The organism is Azospirillum sp. B2RO_4 (assembly GCF_051124815.1).
Taxonomy (GTDB): Bacteria; Pseudomonadota; Alphaproteobacteria; order Azospirillales; family Azospirillaceae; genus Azospirillum.
Genome location: NZ_CP118485.1, coordinates 1,624,614 through 1,643,867, shown reverse-complemented (window position 1 = coordinate 1,643,867; position 19,254 = coordinate 1,624,614). Strand labels below are relative to the sequence as shown.

Annotated in this window: 21 protein-coding genes; 10 read left to right on the top strand and 11 right to left on the bottom strand. The window is 67.1% G+C overall.

Translation table 11 applies throughout. The features are described from left to right. Positions 1-55 precede the first annotated feature (55 nt). Positions 56-1,327 carry a lytic murein transglycosylase gene (locus tag PWS46_RS07795; protein WP_434613365.1) on the bottom strand — a complete coding sequence of 424 codons (1,272 nt, stop codon included), beginning with the start codon at positions 1,325-1,327 and terminating at the stop codon, positions 56-58. 377 nt (positions 1,328-1,704) lie between these two features. Here PWS46_RS07795 and PWS46_RS07790 point away from each other — a divergent pair, with 377 nt between their 5' ends. Both PWS46_RS07790 and PWS46_RS07785 read left to right on the top strand, forming a co-directional pair. Beyond that, positions 1,705-2,772, top strand: a complete 1,068-nt coding sequence (locus tag PWS46_RS07790; protein ID WP_434613362.1) for a CgeB family protein — start codon at positions 1,705-1,707, stop codon at positions 2,770-2,772. A 108-nt stretch (positions 2,773-2,880) separates the two neighbouring features. Beyond that, a complete protein-coding gene (locus tag PWS46_RS07785; RefSeq protein WP_434613359.1) occupies positions 2,881-3,408 on the top strand; it encodes a GNAT family N-acetyltransferase in 528 nt (175 codons plus the stop codon). Between the two features lie 9 nt (positions 3,409-3,417). Here PWS46_RS07785 and PWS46_RS07780 read toward each other — a convergent pair whose 3' ends face one another. Beyond that, positions 3,418-3,633, bottom strand: a complete 216-nt coding sequence (locus PWS46_RS07780; RefSeq protein WP_434613356.1) for a hypothetical protein — start codon at positions 3,631-3,633, stop codon at positions 3,418-3,420. Positions 3,634-3,993: 360 nt separating this feature from the next. Then, a complete protein-coding gene (locus tag PWS46_RS07775; protein WP_434613353.1) occupies positions 3,994-4,242 on the bottom strand; it encodes a hypothetical protein in 249 nt (82 codons plus the stop codon). Between the two features lie 292 nt (positions 4,243-4,534). Between PWS46_RS07775 and fumC the strand changes: the two genes are divergently transcribed. From fumC to PWS46_RS07755, 4 genes are all read left to right on the top strand, one after another. After that, entirely contained in the window at positions 4,535-5,926 is a 1,392-nt protein-coding gene (fumC, locus tag PWS46_RS07770) for a class II fumarate hydratase (RefSeq protein ID WP_434613350.1), read from the top strand. Positions 5,927-6,015: 89 nt separating this feature from the next. Beyond that, positions 6,016-6,222 (top strand): ribbon-helix-helix domain-containing protein, encoded by a 207-nt coding sequence (locus tag PWS46_RS07765; RefSeq protein WP_434619946.1) that lies wholly within the window; start codon positions 6,016-6,018, stop codon positions 6,220-6,222. 102 nt (positions 6,223-6,324) lie between these two features. Then, positions 6,325-7,062, top strand: coding sequence for a DUF599 domain-containing protein (locus PWS46_RS07760; protein ID WP_434613347.1), 738 nt, complete (start codon positions 6,325-6,327; stop codon positions 7,060-7,062). Between the two features lie 138 nt (positions 7,063-7,200). After that, positions 7,201-7,422, top strand: coding sequence for a hypothetical protein (locus PWS46_RS07755; protein ID WP_434613344.1), 222 nt, complete (start codon positions 7,201-7,203; stop codon positions 7,420-7,422). A gap of 26 nt (positions 7,423-7,448) precedes the next feature. Here the strand turns inward: PWS46_RS07755 and PWS46_RS07750 are convergent, their stop codons facing one another. From PWS46_RS07750 to purE, 4 genes are all read right to left on the bottom strand, one after another. Next, positions 7,449-9,206 carry an EAL domain-containing protein gene (locus PWS46_RS07750; RefSeq protein WP_434613341.1) on the bottom strand — a complete coding sequence of 586 codons (1,758 nt, stop codon included), beginning with the start codon at positions 9,204-9,206 and terminating at the stop codon, positions 7,449-7,451. A 328-nt stretch (positions 9,207-9,534) separates the two neighbouring features. Further along, complete coding sequence (locus PWS46_RS07745) at positions 9,535-10,698, bottom strand: acyltransferase family protein (protein WP_434613338.1); 1,164 nt, start codon at positions 10,696-10,698, stop codon at positions 9,535-9,537. 572 nt (positions 10,699-11,270) lie between these two features. Continuing rightward, positions 11,271-12,383, bottom strand: a complete 1,113-nt coding sequence (locus PWS46_RS07740; protein WP_434613335.1) for a 5-(carboxyamino)imidazole ribonucleotide synthase — start codon at positions 12,381-12,383, stop codon at positions 11,271-11,273. Positions 12,384-12,419: 36 nt separating this feature from the next. Next, a complete protein-coding gene (purE, locus tag PWS46_RS07735; RefSeq protein WP_434613332.1) occupies positions 12,420-12,956 on the bottom strand; it encodes a 5-(carboxyamino)imidazole ribonucleotide mutase in 537 nt (178 codons plus the stop codon). A 215-nt stretch (positions 12,957-13,171) separates the two neighbouring features. Between purE and PWS46_RS07730 the strand changes: the two genes are divergently transcribed. Further along, positions 13,172-13,624, top strand: a complete 453-nt coding sequence (locus PWS46_RS07730; RefSeq protein ID WP_085089647.1) for a group III truncated hemoglobin — start codon at positions 13,172-13,174, stop codon at positions 13,622-13,624. Between the two features lie 137 nt (positions 13,625-13,761). Here the strand turns inward: PWS46_RS07730 and PWS46_RS07725 are convergent, their stop codons facing one another. After that, positions 13,762-13,962, bottom strand: coding sequence for a YdcH family protein (locus PWS46_RS07725; protein ID WP_085089646.1), 201 nt, complete (start codon positions 13,960-13,962; stop codon positions 13,762-13,764). Positions 13,963-14,234: 272 nt separating this feature from the next. Between PWS46_RS07725 and PWS46_RS07720 the strand changes: the two genes are divergently transcribed. Then, on the top strand, positions 14,235-15,329 hold the full coding sequence (locus PWS46_RS07720; protein WP_434613329.1) for an ATP-dependent 6-phosphofructokinase: 1,095 nt from the start codon (positions 14,235-14,237) through the stop codon (positions 15,327-15,329). Positions 15,330-15,337: 8 nt separating this feature from the next. Next, on the top strand, positions 15,338-15,823 hold the full coding sequence (locus PWS46_RS07715) for a TIGR02444 family protein (protein WP_434613326.1): 486 nt from the start codon (positions 15,338-15,340) through the stop codon (positions 15,821-15,823). Here the strand turns inward: PWS46_RS07715 and PWS46_RS07710 are convergent. Next, positions 15,786-16,199: a hypothetical protein gene (locus PWS46_RS07710; protein ID WP_434613323.1), complete on the bottom strand. Its 414-nt coding sequence runs from the start codon at positions 16,197-16,199 to the stop codon at positions 15,786-15,788. The genes PWS46_RS07715 and PWS46_RS07710 overlap by 38 nt on opposite strands. Positions 16,200-16,381: 182 nt before the next feature. Here PWS46_RS07710 and PWS46_RS07705 point away from each other — a divergent pair, with 182 nt between their 5' ends. Beyond that, entirely contained in the window at positions 16,382-18,169 is a 1,788-nt protein-coding gene (locus PWS46_RS07705; RefSeq protein WP_434613320.1) for a tetratricopeptide repeat protein, read from the top strand. On the opposite strand, the gene PWS46_RS07700 is transcribed toward PWS46_RS07705, so the two are convergent. Together PWS46_RS07700 and PWS46_RS07695 are read right to left on the bottom strand one after the other, a co-directional pair. After that, the gene (locus PWS46_RS07700) at positions 18,145-18,408 is read right to left on the bottom strand and encodes a hypothetical protein (protein ID WP_434613317.1); all 264 of its coding nucleotides are present in this window, start codon (positions 18,406-18,408) and stop codon (positions 18,145-18,147) included. The genes PWS46_RS07705 and PWS46_RS07700 overlap by 25 nt on opposite strands. Positions 18,409-18,509: 101 nt before the next feature. Beyond that, positions 18,510-19,190, bottom strand: a complete 681-nt coding sequence (locus tag PWS46_RS07695) for a carbonic anhydrase (protein WP_434613315.1) — start codon at positions 19,188-19,190, stop codon at positions 18,510-18,512. Positions 19,191-19,254 lie beyond the last annotated feature (64 nt).

Genomic DNA, 19,254 nt, shown 5'->3' with positions numbered 1-19,254 from the left:
TCCTACCGCTGGGAATCCCATAACTGACGACACGCCCTAACACCCCCAACCCTCCCTAAGACCGCTGCCGCAACCGCTCCAGCAGCCCCTTGGTGGCGAACCCGTCCGGGATCTCGCCGATGGACGCCTGGAACCGCCGCACCGCGCTGCGCGTGTTCGCCCCGACGATGCCGTCGGCCGCACCCGGCTCCATGCCCAACGCCGCGAGCCGCTGCTGAAGGTCGACGCGTTCGTCGCGGCTCAGCGCCTGTTCCTCGCGCGGCCAGTTGCCGCGGACGCCGGGCTTGCCGGTCATGCGGTCGGCCAGCAATGCCACGGCCAGCGAATAGCTGGTCGACGGGTTGTAGCGCATGATCGCGCGGAAATTGTCGCGCACCAGGAAGGCCGGCCCGCGATGCCCGGCCAGCACCAGCACCGATGCCGGGGCGTCGCCGTCCAGTTCGCTGCCGTCCAGCGGACGCACGCCCAGCCGTCGCCATTCCGACAGCGGCTTGGTCATGCCCAACTCCGCCTGATCGTAGGGGAAGCCGTCGGGCAACCGCACCTCCTGCCCCCAGGGCTCGCCCGGCCGCCAGCCGTTGGCGAGCACGAACTTGGCGGTGGAGGCCAGCACGTCGGGCATGCTGCCCCAGATGTCGCGATGGCCGTCGCCGTCCTCGTCCACCGCGTTGCGCAGGAAGACGGTCGGCATGAACTGGGTCTGCCCCATCGCCCCGGCCCAGGAGCCGCTCATCCGCTCCGGCGCGATGTCGCCGGAATCGAGGATGCGCAGGGCCGCCAGCAGTTCCGAGCGGAAATAGGCGGCGCGGCGGCCCTCGAAGGCCAGCGTCGTCAGCGCGTCGATGACCGAGAAGTTGCCGGTGGATTTGCCGAAGTCCGACTCCACGCCCCAGAAGGCGACCAGGATCTCCCCCGGCACGCCGGTGCGGCGGGTGATGCGGGAAAGCAACGCCGCATGCTCCTGCAGCTTCTGCCGGCCGTCCTGGACGCGCTTTTCGTTCACGGCGCTGTCCAAATACTGCCACACTTGCCGGGTGAACTCGGGCTGGGCCGAATCCAGCTCCACGACGCGGTCGGACAACTTCACCCGCTGGAAGGCGCGGTCGAAGGTCTGCGGACGGATGCCCTGGCCCAGCGCCTCGGCACGCAACGCCGCCAGCCATTCGGCGAAGGAGACGGACTGCTGCGCCGCTGCCGCCGGGGCCGGGATGGTGGCAGTTGTCGGGCTGCCGGAGGCGACCGGGGCGGTGGCGCCTGTGCTCTGGCAGCCGGCCATCAGCAGGGTGGCGAGAAGGAGACGGGCGGGATGACGGAACGGGACTCGCATGCGCTCGACCGTGATCGGAGGGGGAACCGGGGCGTGACCCTAAGGCCCCCGGCCGCAAGGCTCAACCGACAAATGGGCGCCTCCGGGGTAGAACCCCCGATTGCGGCGCAGACCAGCTTGCAGGGCCGGCGGACCGGTCCATATCAAAATCCAACGCATCGCTTTCGCAATTCCCGTCCGGCTGGTATCCGCATTTGGGTGCCGATCCCGGGAAGACCGGTTCCCGACAAGGATGATGGAACGGGAGCGAAATCCGGAACACCGCCTTCCTCAATCGCGTTGAACTGGAGGCGCTCCGATCCGGAAACCGCATCGATCGGGTGCCGCTTCGATGAAGAGGCCGCCTTCTGTCACGGAACGCCAAGGGTGCCGTCGCCATGAAAATCGTGATCTTCGGCTTGACCAACGGGTATCGCCAGGATGGCGGGCACAGATCGCGCTGGCGTGCGCTGATCCAGGCGCTGGCGATCCGCGGCCATCGGGTCGTCGCGGTCGAACGCAGCGGCCCGGACAGGCCGACGCCTTGGACGATCCCCGGCGGAGACGTGCTGTCCTACGGAGCCTGGGACGATGTCGCGGTGGAGGCGGCGGCGCAGGCCGACGATGCCGGCGTGGCGCTGGTGGTGGCGCAAGGGCCGGACGCCCGTCTCGCCGCCGAGCTCGTCCGTCAGTCCAAGGCGCCGCGCCGCGTGCTCTACGATCCCGAAGCCGCGGTCAGCCTGACCGCGCTTGAGGCGGGGGAGGCGGTGGCACATCTGCCGGCCGACGGGCTGGGGGGCTTCGACATGGTGCTGGCCTCGTGCGGCGGGCCGGCGCTGGACCGCTACCGCGCCAAGGCCGGGGCGGAGTCGGTGGCCCCGCTCTATCCCTGGATCGTGCCGGAGGCGGACAAGCCCGGCGACTTCAAGCGGGAGTATCTGGGCGATCTCTGCTGCATCGTCGGCGGGCCGGACGGTATCCGCGAGGGTCTGGACCGCTTCTTCATCGATCCCGCCCAGCGGCTGACCCGCCGTCGCTTCGTGCTGGTCGGCGCCGACCTGCCGGATGGCGTGCCGCGCGCCTCCAACATCCTGACCTTCCCTGATCTGGACCCGGCGCAGCATGCCGACGTGCTGGCTTCGGCCAGTCTGGCGCTGACGCTGGCCCGCGACGACGAGCGCAGGATCGGCTGGTGTCCGTCCGATCGGCTGTTCCTGGCCGCCGCCTGCGGCTCCGCCATAGTCGCCGACCAGTGGGAGGGGCTGGACAGCTTCTTCGAACCCGGCCGCGAGATCCTGGTGGCTGCCCAGACCGACGACGTCACCACCGCGATGATGCTGCCACGCAACCACCTGACCGACCTCGGCCGCCGGGCGCGCAAGCGGGTGCTGGCCGAACACAGCGCCGAACGCCGCGTGCAGGAGCTGCGCGGCATCCTCGACCTGAAAGGCGGCGGCGACGACTGACGGCATCCGGTCCGACACATCCGGTTCGATGGGGGTGCACGAGAGCGGGGAGCGGGCTATGGTCCGCTCCCCGTTTCGTTTGCGCCAAATCAAGGGAGCCCGCCGCCGATGCCGACCGTCACCATCCGCCCCGCCGTCGAGGAGGATTGCACCACCATCCTGCGGTTCGTCCGCGAGTTGGCGGAGTTCGAGCGCGAATCCGACGCGGTAAAGGCGACCGAGGAGGATTTCCGCCGCGACGGCTGGGGGCCGCAGCCGGTGTTCGAGGCGCTGATCGCCGAACTGGACGGCACCCCGGTCGGCTTCGCCCTGACCTTCCGCAACTTCTCCACCTGGGAGGGGCGGCCTGGCCTGTATGTCGAGGATCTCTACGTGACCCCCGACGCGCGGCGCTACGGCGTCGGACGCAAGCTGCTGTCCGCGGTGGCGCAGCGCGCGGTGGAGCGCGGCTACCGTCGTGTCGACCTCAGTGTGCTGGATTGGAACCCGGCGCGGGGATTCTACGACCGGATCGGCTTCCGCCAGATGAAGGAATGGCTTCCCTACCGCCTGACCGGCGAGGCACTGGCCAATCTCGCATCCGAGGGGCTCGCATCCGACGGGCTTGCGTCCGAAGGGAAGGCCGGGGAGGAGTAAGGCATGGGATCAGGCGGCGCGGTTCAATGCGGACGCGCCGATGATCTCGGCATAGTCGGCGCGTTCGGTGCGCAGGTTTGCCAGAAGATCGACCAGGCTGTCGCGAATGAAGGCGTCGTCCTGCTCGACGATGGTGTCTTGGGTCAGTCGAATGAACTGATCGAGAAGCGCGATATGGGCCGCAGAGGATGCGTTGATCTTCTTGGTGTTGACGGCGCCGATCATGTAAATCTCCCTTGGCCTGAGCGTTCCCGATGGCCTTATTGAGCCATCGGGCCAGTTAAAGACTTCCTAACGGGACTATGCGGCAGGTGGTATCTTCGGGGGTACTTCCGATCTATGGTCTCGTCGCCTACGACCACCCCGAAGAGTTACCCAAAATGTCTATTGGGGCGCTCGATACCCTGCTGCAATAGGTCACTGTCGGATGTCCCGGCGGGTGTCATGCACTATGACAACACGCGCCGTTATGTCAGGTTGCTCAGAGCGCCTGAGGGAATTGGAGGGAGGAACTACCAAAGGGTGCAGTCCCTCCAACCCCGTTTGAGATCGCGCCCCCCTTGAAATGCCGGTGGTTGTACGGGTTCAGGCGGCGCGGCGGGCCGTCATGCGATCCCGGGCGTCGGCCCGTTCCAGCGCGCGGGCGATCAGATCGTCGAAGATCCCGCCGATGGGCGCATCCATCACCGCGGCCCGTCCGGCCAGCATCGGGCCTTCCATCAGAACGGATCCTTCCTCCCCCGGACCAAGAACGCGCCAGCCGCGGCTTTTCATCTCCGAAACGCGCGTCCGGGCAATGAAGGCGCGGATATGGTCGTGTGCCAGATCGTCCATTCTGTTCCCCCTGTCGCTGTCGCCCTATTGCTGCCGGTAACCGCCGGACTTGCGGCGTTCGACCGGTCACTGGGAAAAGGGTACGGAAGAACCGCGAACGCAACAAGAACAAATTCGGGGGTGAAGTGAGGATTTCTGCCGAGTCGCCCAAGCTTCCGCTTGGTCCGCCCCAAACCGCCCCTCCAGACGCCCCCTTGCCGTCGGCGCCCTCACCGCAAAGATCAGGCGGGGCGGAGGCATTTGCAACCCGCCCCATCCGTGACCAAAAGCGGCGATCAGGAAAGGTCCGACCATGAGCGGTGTCCGCACCGAAACCGACAGCTTCGGCCCCATAGATGTTCCGGCCGACCGATACTGGGGCGCGCAGACCCAGCGCTCGCTCCAGAATTTCCGCATCGGCGGGGAGCGTATGCCGGCCCCGCTGGTGCGTGCGCTGGGCATCCAGAAGCGCGCGGCTGCCGCCGCCAACCTGAAGCTGGGCTTGCTCGACCCGAAGCTCGGCGCCGCGATCATGGAGGCGGCCGACGAGGTGATCGACGGCCGGCTGGCCGACCATTTCCCGCTGGTGGTGTGGCAGACCGGCTCCGGCACCCAGTCCAACATGAACGCCAACGAGGTGATCGCGAATCGTGCCATCGAGAAGCTGGGCGGAACCATGGGGTCGAAGACGCCGATCCACCCCAACGACCATGTCAACATGGGCCAGTCGTCGAACGACAGCTTCCCCACCGCCATGCACATCGCGGCGGCCGACGAGATCGTGCGCAGCCTGATCCCGGCGCTGGAGCATCTGCGCAGCGCGCTCGACGCCAAGGCCGACGCCTTCCAGGAGATCGTCAAGATCGGCCGCACCCATCTGCAGGACGCGACGCCGCTGACGCTTGGGCAGGAGTTTTCCGGCTACGCCGCGCAGGTCTCCTACGGCATCGCGCGGGTGAAGGGCGCGCTGCCGCAGCTCTACCGGCTGGCCCAGGGCGGCACGGCGGTCGGCACCGGTCTGAACGCCAAGCCGGGCTTCGCCGAGGCGTTCGCGGAGGAGGTGGCTGCCTTCACCGGCCTACCCTTCGTCACCGCGGAGAACAAGTTCGAGGCGCTGGCGACCCATGATTCATTGGTCGACGTGCATGGCCATCTGAACACGCTGGCGGTGTCGCTGATGAAGATCGCCAACGACATCCGCCTGCTGGGCTCCGGCCCGCGGTCGGGCATCGGCGAGCTGTCGCTGCCGGAGAACGAGCCGGGATCCTCCATCATGCCCGGCAAGGTCAACCCGACCCAGTCGGAGGCGATGACGATGGTCTGCGCCCAGGTGATGGGCAACCACACCACCGTGACCGTCGCCGGCGCCACCGGCCATTTCGAACTGAACGTGTTCAAGCCGGTGATCGCCTTCAACGTCCTGCAGTCGATCCGCCTGCTGGCCGACGCGGCGAACAGCTTCACCGACAATTGCGTGGTGGGAATCGAGGCCAACCGCGACCGCATCGCCCGGCTGGTGTCGGACAGCCTGATGCTGGTAACGGCGCTCAACCCCCACATCGGCTATGACAATGCGGCGAAGATCGCCAAGAAAGCCCACAAGGAAGGGACAAGTCTAAAGGAGGCCGGGCGGGAACTCGGACTCCTGACGGATGAGCAATTCGATCAATGGGTTCGACCCGAACGGATGGTTGGTCCAGGCTAAGCTTGGGGTTAGGGTGGGGGTGTGTCGTTCGCGGCCGTTCCGGCCTTCCTCTGACCACCCCCATCCCCCACTGAGATGCGTGCGTGACCATGAAGAAGCGTTCGGTTCTGATCGCCGGCCATCCTACCAGCGTCTCCCTCGAGGAAGAGTTCTGGGACGCCCTGAAATCCGTGGCGCAGTCCCGCGGCCTGTCGGTGAACGCCCTGATCGAGGAAATCGACCAGAGCCGCACCGGCAATCTTTCCAGTGCCATCCGCGTCTATGTGTTGAAGGCGGTGCAGGGCCGCGGGGAGTGAACCGTCCCGCGGTTGGCCGCGATGGACAGGCGGAGGCAGCCGGCGTACACGCTTGCTGGCCGTCCGTCTCCCGCTGAGACCCCGCCGCCGAGATTCGCCGCCATGCCACCCGCCGTCTTGCCCGCCGACCTCACCACGCTCGACATCGTCGCCTTCGTCTGGTTCGTCGGCTCCTGGGTCGGCTTCACCATCACCCAGGACCATCTGCTGACCGGCCGCAACGTGCTGAACCAGCATCTGCGGATCGTGCGCCGCCACTGGATCGAACGGATGCTGGAGCGGGACAACCGCATCCTCGATTCGCAGCTGTTCGGCCACACCATGCACAGCTGCACCTTCTTCGCCTCCACCAACATGCTGGTGCTGGCCGGTCTGATCGGGTCCTTCGGTGCGGCGGAGCGGGCGCAGCAGTTCATCTCCGACCTGTCCTTTGCCGTCCAGACCTCGCCCCAGCTGTTCGAGATCAAGATGCTGCTGATGGTGGTGATCTTCACCTTCGGCTTCTTCAAGTTCACCTGGGCGCTGCGCCAGTACAATTACTGCTGCGCCCTGATCGGCTCGGCGCCGATGCCGCCGGTTCCGCCGGACGACCGCAAGGAAATCGCCCGGACCATCGGCGAGGCGCTGACCCTGGCAATCACCGCGCTGAACGGCGGAATCCGCGCCTATTACTTCGCGCTGGCGGCGCTGGTCTGGGTCATCGGTCCGATTCCGCTGATCCTGGCCTCCAGCGGCGTCGTTCTGGTTCTTACCCGCCGTCAGGCATTTTCCGCCACGGAGAAGGTCATCCGCGTGCAGACCCAGTGGTTGGAGAGAAACGATTCAACCAAGATGAAATAACATTTAAAAAGCCACCGTGTTTTCCGCGCGTGCGACCAAATATCCTCTACCTGATGGCGAGTTGCGGCGTCTAAGGTCGGTGCATCAGAAGACGGCGCGACGAACTTCCCGCGCGACGCAGAGGATAAGAGGGCGACGATGGACGCCGATACCGCACTGAGCATCATGGAAACCCTGGATCAGGCCGAAGCGCTGCTGCGCCGCATGCACCTGCGCGACGGCTGTGCGGGCGCAAATGCGCTGGCCCATAACCGGCAATTGCTGGACGCCGCCCGCCACCGGCTGGAGCAGGTCCACAGCATCGAGGGGATGGGTGCCTTCAGCGGCGATGAATTCAATGGAGCCGCGGCGCTCGCCTGATCCGGCGGGCCCGGGGCAGTCCCGGCTCACCCCTTCAGCAGCACCTTGCCGCCGCTGCGCACCTTCGACCAGTCCTTGGCGAAATAGGCGAAGTCGCGTGACGGCCGGCTGAACAGGAAGCCCTGGGCCAGCGACACACCGAGCCCGCTCAGCAGGTCGGCGTGCACCGTCTCCTCCACCTGTTCGCCGATCAGGTCCAGACCCAGCTGGCGGCAGACGTCGACCATCGACCGCAGCATGGCCATGTCGCGCGGATTGCCGACGGCGCCGCGGACGAAACTGCCGTCGATCTTGGCGTAATCGGCCTGGATGCCGTACAGCGACTGGAAGCTGGTCGAACCGGCGCCGACATCGTCCAGGCAGATGCGGAACCCGCAACCGCGCAGCTTCTGCAGCACCTCGTTCAGCTTGGCGATATCGGTGACGACGACGGTTTCCGTCACCTCGATCAGCAGCTTCGCGGCCAGATCGCCATAGGGGGCGACGACCGACTGGAACTGCTTGAGGAAGATCGGGCTCATCAGCGTCTTGGCCGACAGGTTGATCGCCACGTCCGGCAGTTTGGGCTCCTTGTGAAACTCCTGCAGCGTGTCCAGCACCGTGCGGGTCAGCAGAAGGTCGAAGTCGTAGATCAGCCCGACATCCTCGGCGAAGGTGATGAAGTCGGCCGGCGACTTCATCCCGTCGACACGGGTCAGCGCCTCCAGATGGTGGACGGCGCCGGTGCCGATGTCGACGATCGGCTGGTAGACGACGATGAAGTCGCGGTTGTCGATGGTGGCGCGCAGCTGGCCGATCCGCTCCACCGCGCCGGCCATCAGCCGGTTGGCGCCATCCTCCAGGCTGGAGATGGTGAACTCCCCGCCTTGGGCCGAGGCGAAGGCCTGCACCGTATAGACCAGCGCGCGGGCCGCATCGGCCGCATCCAGCCGGTCGTCGGCCATGTCCAGCGTCCAGGACCGGATGCCGCCGGGCAGGGCGCCGCCCGCCGCCTCGATGATCTGGGCGATGTGGCCCTGCACCTCGTTCCCGTCGATGTCCGCGGCATGGACGATGCCATAGCGGTCGCCGGTCAATTGGCCCGCGCTGTCGCCGTCGGCGGAGATGCCGCGCAGATAGGCGTCGATGCCCTCGCGCACCTCCATCGCGGCCCCTTCCGGCATCGCCTCCACCATCGTCTGCAGCCCTTCGACCAGCAGCAGGGTCAACCCCTGGTCGAGCCCCTTCTCGCGGGCGGCGAGGATCCGCTCCTCCAGAATGCCGGCGAAGCCGGTCTGGTCCAGCAACTCGCCCTGCGCCGCGGCGGTGGCGCCTTGGCGCGGCGGTGCGGTCAGCAGCACGGTCAGGAACAGCGACCCCGGACAGGAATCGAGCCGGCACCCGCCCAGCAGAGCCGGGAACTGCTGCCCGTCGAAGGCTTGGAACAGCACGCGCGACGGCTTGATCCGCGCCTTTTCCCGGATGCGGTCGAACAGGACATGGACGTATTTGCGGTCGCCGGGGGCCACCACCTCCATCAGGTTGGTGCCGACCAGCCCGCCGACCTCGCCCTTGGTCAGGCGGCAGCGCGCCCCGGCGGAAAACAGGATGTTGCCCTGCGCGTCCGTCTCGATCAGCAGATCGGCGGCGGCGAAGGCAAAACCGACGAAGCGGTCGCGGTCGCGGCCTGACGACGGACGGCGCGGCGCCGCCGAACCGGCAGCCGGCGTCACGACCGGCCCGACGATCGGAGCCATCACCGGGGCGGGGCGTCCCGCACTGTCCTGCGCCAAGGGCATGGTCATGAGGTTACAAATTGCATCAAAGTTTAGAGAGTTTCAGTATGAATGTGACCGAGAGTAACCAATATCGCCATAGGTTAGAAGAGACTCCGTTGCCGACGACCTTCGGCCTAACAAAACGCGACAATTTGTGACATCTATTCGGCAAATGCCAACAATCCTGCGGCACCTTGCCTTCCGACTGTCTTTGCGGAAATTATCGTTACCGAAAACTTGATGCGATCATTCCGGGACCGCAATGAACGATGTCGAATGCACCGGTCGGGACTCGGCACCCCCCGCGAGCGGCGTGTAGAGGGGCTGCCGGGAGTCCCGCACCCGGTGCACCGGATCAGGTGACTTCCACGGTTGCCGGCTGGACAGTGGGTTTGCGCCGGCCCAGAAGCACGGCGTTGAAGCTCGTCTGACCGGGCATTTCGACGAAGCGGTAGGTCAGCGCGGATATTGCAACCACCGTCGCCAGATAGGAGAGCGCAAGCCCATCCATCACCCAGGCGCCGCCGAAGAAGATCAGCCTGGTCTCTTCGCCGCCGACCGCCGTCTCGACAAACAACGGCTGGCCCAGCAGCTTCTGCATCACGGCCGCGATCTTCTGATACAGGGCGATGACCAGAGCATGCACCATGTAGATGGAGTAGGAGCGGGCGCCCAGCCATTGGAACGGCCCCTTCGCCAGCAGATGCGAGAGGACTCCCCCCTCGAAGGCGAACACCCAGACCACCAGACCGAACAGCAGCGGCGAAGCGAAGGACAGGGCGTTGCCACGCGCCGCCGCCACGAACACGATCACCGCGGTCAGGCAGGCCGCCTCGACTAGCCCCGCCATCGGCAGCCTTGCCAGCCCGGCGTCGCGGGCGGCCATGAACAGCCGATAGACGACGTGTCCGGCGAAGAATCCGTACAGGCAGCGGAGATAGCCGAGGTCGAAACTGGTGTCGATGTAATGGTCCGACCATCCCATGACCACGAAGGCGCCGGTGGCCGACAGCGCCACGGCCGCACCTGTCACCAGCCATGTGCGGCGGGCAAAAAGACAGACCAGGGCGAAGGTGATGTAGGCGAAGACCTCCGCGCTGATCGACCAGCTCGGCATGTTCCAGGTCAGCTCGCTCTCAATGCCCAATGAATGGAGCAGGAAGAGGTTGCTGAGGATGGATGACGGTGCGAAACGGCCGGTGAAGGCCGCGGCTTCGCCGTGGATCGCCAGCGCCTTGACGATTTCCAGCGGAATGAAGGCGACCAGGGTGGCCGCATGCAGGGGCCAGACACGGCCCAGCCGCCGGACCAGGAAAATCCCGGCATCAGGAGCCGAGTTCAGGCGCCCGAGATAGGCGTGGGTAATGACGAAGCCACTGAGAACGAAGAAAAAATCGACAAACAGATAACTGCCTCGAACAAAGGGATTGATATAAAAATTTCCTAATGCGCTGAAGTGGAATAAAGCCACGAATAAGGCGCATAAGCCGCGCCAGCCGTCCAGAACTGGGAAACGCATTAGGCCTCTCCTAATCGGGGTGTCAATACAGTCAGGTCATGTCGATCGCCGATGCTAAGGTTGCGGCAGAATATTCCTTCGAAAGGTAAGGAATACGGGATTTAATACCGCCGGGAGAAAGTAAATGTCAGCGACGCAACCAAATAGCCGAAAATGCGGTTTATTCCGAATGACGGCCGACAATTACCCCGGTCTGGTTCACGGAGTGGGTCGTGCAATTGCAGGTGAGTGCGGATTTGCCGGATTGTCCGACGGCCATAGTGCCGATGGCACAATCCGCCACACGGATTCGCTCCCCTGCCACCGGCTGGGTGCCGCCGCGGCAGTACGCCTCCTGCGCCCAGCGGTTGAACCTTCTCACGATTGTGCCCGGCCGGTCCGCCCGGCATCCTCCAATCATCTCGTCGCGGCCGGAGAACCGGATGATGCCCATCCACCGGCGCAGCGCGTGCAGTGGCTGCAGTTCGGCCGTGACGAGAACGAATTCCGACCTGACCTGAATCCCCGCAAGAAAATGGCCCCGCGACCGTTCCGGTCGGCGGGGCCTTCAGGTTTCTGAGCAAAAGGAACCGTCAGCGGCGCGGGAACAGCCGGTTGACGTGGCCCATCTTGCGGCCGGGCCGGGCTTCCGCCTTGCCGTACAGGTGCAGCCGGGCGCCGGGTTCGGCCAGCAGGTCGGGCCAGCGCAGCACGTCGTCGCCGATCAGGTTGGTCATCTCGGCATCGGCCACCCGCTCCACCGATCCCAGCGGCAGGCCGCAGACCGCGCGCACCAACTGCTCGAACTGGCAGGTGGCGCAGGCGTCCATGGTCCAGTGGCCGGAATTGTGCGGGCGCGGTGCCATTTCGTTGACCAGCACGGCCCCGTCGGCGGTGACGAACATCTCCACCGCCAGCACGCCCACCAGATCGAGCGCCTCGGCGATGCGGCGCGCGATACGGTCGGCCTCCGCCGCGGTCTCATCCGATACCTTGTCCGCCGCGGCGGGGGCGATGGTGACGTCGAGGATGCCGTCCTTGTGGCGGTTCTCCACCGCCGGATAGGCGACCATCGCGCCGTCGGCGCCGCGTGCGACGATCACCGACACCTCGCAGGCGAAGGTGACGAAGCCCTCGACGATGCCCTCCACCCCCGGCTTGCCGCCGCCGATGCTGGCCCAGGCCGCCGCCGGATCGCTGCCGCTGTCCAGACGCGCCTGTCCCTTGCCGTCATAGCCGAGCCGCGTCGATTTCAGCACGCAGCGCGGACCGATCTCCGCCACCGCGCTGGCGACCTCCTCGGCGCTGTTGGCCGCCCGCCAGGGTGCCGTCGCGATGCCGAGCCCGTTGACGAAGCTCTTCTCCGCGATGCGGTCCTGCGCCACCGACAGCACGTTCGGGCCGGGGTTCAGATTGGTGAAGCGGCGCAGATGCTCGGCCGTGGCGACCGGCACATTCTCCCACTCCAGCGTCACGACATCGACCGAGCGGGCGAAGCGCTCCAGCGCCTCCAGATCGTCCCAGTCCGCCACCGTCGCCGCGGCGCTGACCTGCGCCGCCGGGCTGTCGGCCGCATCGGGGGCGTAGACATGGGTCTTGTAGCCAAGCCGTGCCGCGGCCAGCGCCGTCATCCGGCCAAGCTGTCCGGCACCCAGCATGCCGATGGTGGAACCGGGGGCGAGGCGGGGCAGGGGAGTGCCGGTCATGGCCGTCGGGCTTTCTGTCTGTCAGGCGGGATCGCGTCAGGTCGGATCGTCTACGGGGGCCTCGGCCACCGCGGCGGTCTGGCGGGCGCGCCAGCCGTCCAGCGCCTCGGCCACCGCCGGGTCCATCAGCGCGATGACCGAGCCGGCCAGCAGCGCGGCGTTGATGGCGCCGGCCTTGCCGATGGCCAGCGTGCCCACGGGCACGCCGCCCGGCATCTGCACGATGGACAGCAGGCTGTCCATGCCCTTCAGCGCATGGCTTTCGACCGGAACGCCGAACACCGGCAGCGGCGTCATCGACGCGGCCATGCCCGGCAGATGGGCGGCCCCGCCGGCCCCGGCGATCACCACCTTCAGCCCGCGCGCCTTGGCGGTGGTGGCGTATTCCACCAGCCGGTGCGGCGTGCGGTGGGCGGAAACGATGCGGACCTCGTGCGGGACGCCCAGCGCCGCCAGCGTGTCGGCGGCATGCTTCATCGTCGTCCAATCGGACTGGCTGCCCATGATGATGCCGACCAGCGGCTGGACGCCGGCAGCCGAAGGGGTGCTGTTCGGGGAGTGGTCGGCGGTCACGGCCTGGCGCTTTCCTCAAGGTCCGGAAAGCGGCGCATTATAGGAAGAGTCGGGCGCCTGTCCAGAGGCGGCGCCGCTCCGCCACCTTCGGCCATGACGAATCCCAGCCTGCGGCTGCGACATTCCGGCCCTTCCGGTGAAACATGGTTCCACCTATGGTGCCGTCATATATGGACTGGATAGACCCTGCTCATTCCCGGAACCGGACCCATCGCATGACCGACAGCGTTCCCAGCGACGACCAGCGCAAAGAGCACCGCGACATCCGTGCCGCCATGGCGGAGGAGCGGATGGCCGCCGTCGGCATCGACGAGGCGTCGATCGAGACGCTGGTGCGGACCTTCTACGGCAAGATCATGAAGGACGAGGAGCTTGGTCCGATCTTCGGCCGCGCCATCACCGATTGGGAGCCGCATCTGCGCAAGATGATGGATTTCTGGTCGTCCATCGCCCTGCTGACCCAGCGTTACGACGGCCGTCCGATGCCGGTCCACATCTCGCTTGGGCTGGAGCCGCCGCATTTCGAGCGGTGGCTCGGCCTGTTCCGCGAGACCGCCCACGAGGTCCTGCCGGCCGAGGGCGCCAATTTCCTGATCGGCAAGGCCGAGAACATCGCCCGCAGCTTCCAGATGGGCATCCAGTTCTTCACGGTGCCCAAGAAGGGGTGAGGGGAACTTCCCTATCAAGGAAACCGTCATTCCCGCGAAGGCGGGAATCCAGTCTTTTCAGGTGCTTGATCCGGAAGCCTGGATCCCCCCTTCGCGGGGATGACGTCCAAAGGCCCGTCCGGTTAGGCCCCGTCCGGTTAGGCAATGATGTCCGGCAGCAGCCGGCTTTCCAGGACCATGATCTGGTCCTTCAGCATCAGCTTTCGCTTCTTCAGCCGCTGCATCTGCAACTGGTCGTAGGGCGCGCGTTCCACCAGCCGGGCGATGACGTCGTCCAGGTCGCGGTGCTCGCTGCGCAAGCTCGCCAGCTTTTCCTTCAAAATCTCTTGCTCGTTCATCGCGCCCGTTAGGAATGGCCGTTGCCCCGGGTGGATCGGGGGTGCTCTTGCGGGTGACCCGTTGGCTGGGCGGGCCGGACTATACCAGAAATCCGGCGGCACGGCACCGGCAAACCGCCGGTTCGGTCCTTTGGCCATCCGGGATATCACCGCGGCGAGGAGATCGGCCCGATGCCTCCTTTGCGGATACCGGCAATGATTGCGGGAAGCGCCTGTTCCGGTAACATGGTGGTCCATTTCAATGAACAGGCGAACGGGACGGGAAACCCTCAATGACTGCCCCAATTAAAGCCGGCAAACGTATCGGCATCCTGACCAGTGGCGGCGATTGCGCCGGGCTGAACGCGGTCATCCGTGCGGTGGTTCACCGCGCCACCGGCTATGGCTGGCAGGTGCTGGGCATCAAGGAAGGCACCCAGGGCCTGCTTCAGCGCCCGGTGCAGTACCAGACGCTCGACCTCGGCTGCGTCGACGGCCACATGATGCGCCAGGGCGGCACCATCCTGGGCACGACCAACCGCGGCGACCCCTTCGCCTATCCCATGCCCGACGGCACGCTGAAGGACCGCTCCGACGAGATCATCGGCGGCTACCGCGAACTCGGCCTGGATGCGCTGATCGGCATCGGCGGCGACGGCAGCTTCGCCATCCTGCACAAGCTGGCGCAGAAGGGCGGCTTCCCGATGGTGGGCGTGCCAAAGACCATCGACAACGACCTCGGCAAGACCGAGGTGTCGGTCGGATACGACACCGCCGTCGCCGTGGCGGTGGAGGCGCTGGACCGCCTGCAACCCACTGCCGCCAGCCATCACCGCGTGATGGTTCTGGAGGTGATGGGCCGCGACGCCGGCCACATCGCGCTGGCGGCCGGCATCGCCGGCGGGGCCGACGTGATCCTGATCCCGGAAATCGCCTATTCCATCGAAAGCATCGCCGCCAAGATCAAGGACGTCCGCGAGACCGGCCGCAACTTCGCCCTGGTCGTGGTGTCGGAGGCGGTGAAGACCCTGGAGGGCAGCGGCGTCAAGAAGGTGCTGCAGGGCGGCGAGAAGCGCTATGGCGGCATCGGCGACTATATCGGCGAGAAGATCGCCGACGCCACCGGGGCCGAGACCCGCGTCACCGTGCTGGGCCATGTCCAGCGCGGCAGCATGCCCAGCCCGCGCGACCGTCTGATCGCGTCGGCCTTCGGCGTCCATGCCGTCGACCTGATCGCGGAGGGCAAGTTCAACCGCATGGTCGCCTGGTCCAACCGAAGCGTCATCGACGTGCCGATCACCGAGGCGATCGAGCATTACTCCTGCGTCGAACTGGACGGTGCGCTGGTGAAGACCGCCCGCGGCCTGAACATCAGCTTCGGCGACTGACGGGCACGATGTCGGCGAATCCGTTCTGGGACTTCTCCCTGGCCGTCTACGGACGGCCGGGGGTGCCTGCCTGCTGTCTGGCCCTGCAGGACCGGCGCGGGGTGGACGTCAATGTTCTGCTGTTCGCCGCCTGGGTCGGGCTGGAGTGCGGCGTCCGCATGTCCGCCGACGATCTTGCCCGCATCGACGGGGCGGTGTCCGGCTGGCGCGACGAGATGGTACGCCCGCTGCGCGCCCTGCGCCGCCGCGCCAAGCTGGAGGACGACACTCTCTACCGCCGCATGAAGGCCGCGGAACTGGAAGCCGAGCGTGTCCAGCAGGACTTCCTGTTCGCCGCCGGCGGATTCCTGACGCAGCCGGGCGGCAGCGTGGAAATGGCCGCCGCCAACATGGCGCTGCTGGTTCCCGGCGGCGACCCGGCGCTGGACGAACTGGTGGGGCGGCTGAATTGGCCCCCTACCGGTTCAGAATCAGTTCGTTCGGATTGCGGGTGACGTTGGACACCAGCACCGGCTTGCCCGCATAGAAGGCGCTGCAGCGCTTGCCGCTGACCAGACGGGTCAGCGCCGCTTCCCACTCGCGTCCCTTGGGGCCGATGATGCGCAGCTTCAACTGGTCGACCAGCGGCACGACCTTGAAGGACTCGATCTCGATCGGCTCGGCGCTGGTGGCGGTGAAGACGTCCTGCTTCAGCGTCAGGGTCTTGCCGTTGATCTCCAGCGTCACGTCCTGCGCCCAGGGGCAGCCATTCGATTTGGCGCCTTCGTTGGCCTGCGCGGCAGCAGCCCCCAATCCCAGCAACAGGGCGGCGGCGAGAGTGATCCGGCGGAGACCGGATTGGCAAAATGCCCGGATTGGGCCGGAGGTCATGATCCGCTCCTTGGAATGCGGCGCGGACAATAGCGATGCGTCAGTCTCATGACAATCCAGGGAAAATCCCGATCCTGTGACCGTTTGCGACGAATTCCGACCGTGCCCGGCTGGACCGGGGTGGGGGCGCCGGGGCATGATCTGGACCGAGGCTGCATTCCCGCCAACCCACAAGAGTCCCGATGGTCACTTTGTCGCAGGCCCTGCTGATCGCCCTCGACCACCATCAGGCGGGCCGGGTGGCGGAAGCGGAGGACATCTATCGTCGAATCCTCAATGCCGATCCGGAACATGCCGACGCCATGGAACTGCTGGGCGTGCTCGCCGCCCAGACCGGCCGGTTCAATGCGGCCGGCCGCATCCTGAGGCTCGCAGTGGCGCTGCGTCCCGAGGGGGCCGGCGGCCTGTCCAACCTCGCCGGGGTGGAGCAGTCGGCCGGCGCACTCGATGCTGCGGTACGGCTCTATGGCCGGGCGCTGCGTCTCATGCCGGGGCTTGCCGACGCCCACGCCAGCCATGCGGGCGCTTTGCGTCGGTTGGGGCGAACGGAGGCGGCGCTGCTCGCCGCCGGTAGGGCGCTCGCTCTCGCGCCCGGTCATGCCGACGCGCTGGTGAACCGGGCCGCCGCCCTGCTGTCGTCCGGCGATGCAGCATCGGCCGAACTCTGTGCCCGCCGCTCGCTTCGCCTGAACGCCCGCTCCGCCGTCGCCCACGCGACGCTGGCCGCCGCGCTGGCACCGCAACGCCGCTGGAAGGAAGCGGAGACCGCCGCCCGCGATTCGCTGGCGCTCGACGGGAATGCCGGCGAGGCATGGGAGGTGCTGGGCGCCGTTCTGGCCAAGCTCGGCCGCTTCCCGGAGTCGCTGGAGGCTTTTGCGGCGGCCGAGCGGTTGCGGCCCGGTCTCTCGCCGAATTCGTCGCTCTATGCGGCGCGCGGCACCGCCCTGATCGCCATGGCCCGACCGGCGGAGGCGGCGGCCGACTTCGACCGCGCCCTGGCCGACCGGCCGCAGGATGCCGGCCTGCACTGGAATCTCGGCTTCGCCCGTCTGATGGCCGGGGATTACGGGCGTGGCTGGCCGGAGTTCGACTGGCGCCGCCATGACGACCGTGCCGAACCGCCCTGGCGCCGCCTCAATCAGCCGACATGGCGCGGCGAGCCGTTGAGCGGCCGGACCATCCTGCTCTATGCCGAACAGGGGCTGGGGGACACGCTGCAGTTCCTGCGCTATGTCCCGCTGGTGGCGGCCCGCGGCGGCCGGGTGGTGCTGGAGGTGCAGCGCCCGCTGCTGTCGCTGATGTCCGGGGTGGAGGGCGCGGCGCAGGTCATTGCCCGCGGCGACCCCTTGCCGCCCTTCGACCTCGAATGCCCGCTGATGAGTCTGCCGCGTGCCTTCGGCACCGTCTTGGACGGCGTGCCGGCCGACGTTCCCTACCTGCGCCCCGATCCCGTGCGAGTCGCCCGCTGGCGGGAGAGGCTCGGGGCCCCTACCGCGCTCCGCGTCGGCGTCGTCTGGGCCGGCAACCCGCGCTTTCCCGGCGACGAGGACCGCTCACCCAGGCTGGCCGGCCTGCGTGGGCTGCTCGACGTGCCGGGCTGCCGATACTATGGCCTGCAGATGGGGCCGGGGCGTGCCGACCTCGCCGATACCGCCCTGCCGGACGCCTTTACCGACCTCGGGCCGGAGATCGCCGACTTCGCCGATACGGCGGCGATCATGGCGAACCTCGACCTCGTGGTGTCGTCCTGCACCGGGCCGGCCCATCTGGCAGGCGCGCTCGGCGTGCCGCTGTGGCTGGCGCTGCCCTTCTCGCCCGACTGGCGCTGGCTGACCGGCCGCGACGACAGCCCCTGGTATCCGACCGCCCGCCTGTTCCGGCAACCGGCGCCCGGCGACTGGTTGTCGGTCGCCGGGCGCATGGCTGCGGAACTGGCGGCGCTGGTTCAGCGCTTCAGCCCGTCGCCGTAGCGCGAGCAGTCGTAATCGTCGGTCCCGGCCTCGGCCCGGCCGCCGTTGGAGGTGTTGTAGCGCGGATCCTCGCAGCGGCCGTTGCGGGCGTAAGGCGCATCGGAACTTCCCGACCCGAACAGCCCGCCGCCGCTGCCGCCGAACAGCCCGCCGCCACTGCCGCTGCTGCTGGTCTGATTGCAGGCGGCCAGCGCCAGCGGCACGGCGGCGACGATAAGAACCCGAAGCGCGGTCTTCATGGCATTCCCTTCCCGGTTGGTGTTGGCGAAGAAAAAACATTCCTTCGCCTTCAACAGGGCAGGGCGCCGGGAAATTCCCGAGCCTGTGCTTCGGCCGATCTTTACTCGAACGGCTGGAACAGGCGGGTGGTGGGATTGATCGCCCACATTTCGCCCGTCTGGATGTCGAACCACCAGCCATGGATGTTCAGCGTGCCGGCTTCCACCCCGTCGCGCACGAAGGGGAAGGTCATCAGATTGTCGACCGACGCGCGGACCGCCGCCCGCTCGATCACCGCCGGGGTGCTCTGCAGCTTTTCCGCATCGGCCCGCGCCTGTTCGGAGCCCTCCGGCCCGACATAGGGGTCGAGCGCCGAACCGGCGATGGACACCCAGGGGGAGACGAAATCGTCGTCCGACTTCTGGCCGGCGCGCAGCCGGATCAGGCCCTGGATGCCGCCGCACTGGGCATGGCCCAGCACGATGATCTCCGAAACCTTCAGCGACTTGACCGCATACTCGATGGCGGCCGAGGTGCCGTGATAGGCGCCGTCGGGCTGGTAGGGCGGGACGAGGTTGGCGACGTTGCGCACGACGAACAGCTCGCCCGGCTCCGCGGTGGTCAGCAGGGCAGGGTCGACACGGCTGTCGGAACAGCCGATCACCAGCACCTCCGGGTGCTGCCCTTCGGTCACCAATTGCCGCATGCTGTCGGGACGCCGCTCGTAGTAACGGGCGCGGAAGGACTTGATGCCGGCCAGAAGCTGGCGGATGGGCTCGCTCGGTTTGCTGCTGAAGGGCATGGTCGGCCTGTTCCCGTTGCTGCCGGCCGGCGGCGTTGCCGGCTCCGCGTCATAATTCATCGAC

Excerpts from the sequence above, each read along its gene's own strand:
- PWS46_RS07705 (WP_434613320.1), top strand. The coding sequence starts at position 16,382 with ATGGTCACTTTGTCGCAGGCCCTGCTGATCGCCCTCGACCACCATCAG.
- PWS46_RS07750 (WP_434613341.1), bottom strand. The coding sequence starts at position 9,206 with ATGACCATGCCCTTGGCGCAGGACAGTGCGGGACGCCCCGCCCCGGTG.
- PWS46_RS07725 (WP_085089646.1), bottom strand. The coding sequence starts at position 13,962 with ATGAACGAGCAAGAGATTTTGAAGGAAAAGCTGGCGAGCTTGCGCAGC.
- PWS46_RS07795 (WP_434613365.1), bottom strand. The coding sequence starts at position 1,327 with ATGCGAGTCCCGTTCCGTCATCCCGCCCGTCTCCTTCTCGCCACCCTG.
- PWS46_RS07755 (WP_434613344.1), top strand. The coding sequence starts at position 7,201 with ATGGACGCCGATACCGCACTGAGCATCATGGAAACCCTGGATCAGGCC.
- PWS46_RS07700 (WP_434613317.1), bottom strand. The coding sequence starts at position 18,408 with ATGAAGACCGCGCTTCGGGTTCTTATCGTCGCCGCCGTGCCGCTGGCG.
- PWS46_RS07710 (WP_434613323.1), bottom strand. The coding sequence starts at position 16,199 with ATGACCTCCGGCCCAATCCGGGCATTTTGCCAATCCGGTCTCCGCCGG.
- PWS46_RS07785 (WP_434613359.1), top strand. The coding sequence starts at position 2,881 with ATGCCGACCGTCACCATCCGCCCCGCCGTCGAGGAGGATTGCACCACC.
- PWS46_RS07720 (WP_434613329.1), top strand. The coding sequence starts at position 14,235 with ATGACTGCCCCAATTAAAGCCGGCAAACGTATCGGCATCCTGACCAGT.
- PWS46_RS07775 (WP_434613353.1), bottom strand. The coding sequence starts at position 4,242 with ATGGACGATCTGGCACACGACCATATCCGCGCCTTCATTGCCCGGACG.
- PWS46_RS07765 (WP_434619946.1), top strand. The coding sequence starts at position 6,016 with ATGAAGAAGCGTTCGGTTCTGATCGCCGGCCATCCTACCAGCGTCTCC.
- PWS46_RS07695 (WP_434613315.1), bottom strand. The coding sequence starts at position 19,190 with ATGCCCTTCAGCAGCAAACCGAGCGAGCCCATCCGCCAGCTTCTGGCC.
- PWS46_RS07745 (WP_434613338.1), bottom strand. The coding sequence starts at position 10,698 with ATGCGTTTCCCAGTTCTGGACGGCTGGCGCGGCTTATGCGCCTTATTC.
- PWS46_RS07780 (WP_434613356.1), bottom strand. The coding sequence starts at position 3,633 with ATGATCGGCGCCGTCAACACCAAGAAGATCAACGCATCCTCTGCGGCC.
- fumC (WP_434613350.1), top strand. The coding sequence starts at position 4,535 with ATGAGCGGTGTCCGCACCGAAACCGACAGCTTCGGCCCCATAGATGTT.
- PWS46_RS07730 (WP_085089647.1), top strand. The coding sequence starts at position 13,172 with ATGACCGACAGCGTTCCCAGCGACGACCAGCGCAAAGAGCACCGCGAC.
- PWS46_RS07740 (WP_434613335.1), bottom strand. The coding sequence starts at position 12,383 with ATGACCGGCACTCCCCTGCCCCGCCTCGCCCCCGGTTCCACCATCGGC.
- PWS46_RS07715 (WP_434613326.1), top strand. The coding sequence starts at position 15,338 with ATGTCGGCGAATCCGTTCTGGGACTTCTCCCTGGCCGTCTACGGACGG.
- PWS46_RS07790 (WP_434613362.1), top strand. The coding sequence starts at position 1,705 with ATGAAAATCGTGATCTTCGGCTTGACCAACGGGTATCGCCAGGATGGC.
- PWS46_RS07760 (WP_434613347.1), top strand. The coding sequence starts at position 6,325 with ATGCCACCCGCCGTCTTGCCCGCCGACCTCACCACGCTCGACATCGTC.